Below are 1,538 nucleotides of genomic sequence, written 5' to 3'. Positions count from 1 at the left end.
GTCGCTGCGCTGGCTCTGCCGGCGGCGGACGTGCTGGCCTTTGAACGCAGCGGCGGCGGTGGCCGCAGCATCACGCGCAACGAGGGCGGCGGCGTGAGTGGCAGCGCCTGGCGCAGCGGCAGCAACGACCGCGGCGGCGCCTTCCAGCGCAACCGCAACACCACCGGCGACGGCGCCGGCAACGTGAGCAGCAGCGCGGGCGGCAGCTTCAGCACCGCCAACGGCACAAGCGGCAGCACGAGCGGCAACGTCAGCCGCGATGCCAGCGGCAACGTCAACGCCAGCCGCAGCAGCAACCTGACCGGCGCCAACGGCAGCAGCTACAACGGCAGCACCACGGCCAGCAACGGCAGCGTCGTCCACAGCGGCGGCTGTACCGATGCCAGTGGCGCCGCCATCGCCTGCCGCTGAGCGCGCCGTGTTCGAGCCGCTGCGCCTGTCCTGGCTGCTGCCGCTGCTGATGGCGCTGGCCCTGCTGGAGGTGCTGCTGCTGCGCCGTCGCCAGCTGCGCTGGGATGCGCGCGATGCGCTCGCCTCGGCGGTGATTGCGCTCGGCCAGCCGCTCGGTCGCGCCGCCGGCGCCTGGCTGTTCGCCGGCCTGTTCGCCTTCACCTGGGAGCACCGGCTGTGGACCGTGCCGCTCGACCGCGCCTGGGCCATCGGCCTGCTGTTTGTCGGCGAGGAGCTTTGCTACTACGGCTATCACCGCGCGAGCCACCGCGTGCGCTGGTTCTGGGCCACGCATGCGGTGCATCACTCGCCCGAGCAGCTGAATCTGTCCGGCGCCTATCGGCTGGGCTGGACCGGCGGCATCACCGGCACCGGGCTGTTCTTTCTGCCGCTGGTGTGGCTGGGCTTTGCGCCGGCCGCCGTGTTCGGGATGCTGGCGCTCAATCTGCTGTACCAGTTCTGGCTGCATACCGAGCTGGTGCCCCGGCTAGGCTGGCTGGAGGGCATCGTCAACACGCCGTCGGCGCATCGCGTGCACCACGCGCGCAACGGGCCCTACCTCGACCGCAATTTCGGTGGCGTGCTGCTGCTGTGGGACCGCGTGCTTGGCACCTACACGCCCGAGCGCGCCGACATCCCCTGCGACTACGGCCTGCTGCCGCCGCTGCAAAGCCGCAATCCGCTGTTCATCAGCTTTCATGAATGGATCGCGCTCGGCCGCGACCTGCGCCGCGCGCCGCGCTGGCGCGACCGGCTCGGGCTGCTGCTGCGGCCGCCGGGCTGGCAGCCGGAACCGCGCCCCGCCCGTTTTCTCAAACCGCAAAGGACTTCAACATGAACCGCTTCCGCCCCGCGCTGCTCGCGCTGCTACTGCTCGCCGCCGCGCCGGCCTTTGCCCAGACCGCCGGCGGCGACCGCGCCGCCAAGGCCCAGCAGATGGTTGCCGAGCTGGAACAGCGCTTTGCCCGCGCCGATACCGACCACGACGGCCAGCTCACCCGCGCCGAGGCCGCCGCCATGCCGCGCGTGCGCGACAACTTCGACGCCATCGACAGCGGCAAGACCGGCGCGGTGACGCTGGCCGTCGT

At 71.8% G+C, this 1,538-nt stretch carries 2 protein-coding genes and 1 pseudogene; all 3 read left to right on the top strand.

Going from position 1 to position 1,538, the window contains the following annotated elements; translation table 11 throughout:
- Nucleotides 1-411 (top strand): annotated as a pseudogene (locus B9P64_RS25885) (hypothetical protein); the annotation flags it as partial.
- A 7-nt stretch (nt 412-418) separates the two neighbouring features.
- Nucleotides 419-1,288, top strand: a complete 870-nt coding sequence (locus tag B9P64_RS21560; protein ID WP_235840086.1) for a sterol desaturase family protein — start codon at nt 419-421, stop codon at nt 1,286-1,288.
- On the top strand, nt 1,285-1,538 hold a 254-nt coding region (locus tag B9P64_RS21555), incomplete at its 3' end, for an EF-hand domain-containing protein (protein ID WP_139826456.1). The genes B9P64_RS21560 and B9P64_RS21555, both read left to right, overlap by 4 nt.

The sequence above is a fragment of the Derxia lacustris genome (assembly GCF_002105195.1).
Lineage (GTDB): Bacteria > Pseudomonadota > Gammaproteobacteria > Burkholderiales > Burkholderiaceae_E > Derxia > Derxia lacustris.
The sequence above is the reverse complement of the archived record's forward strand: the minus strand, read 5'-3'. Positions and strand labels throughout refer to the sequence as shown.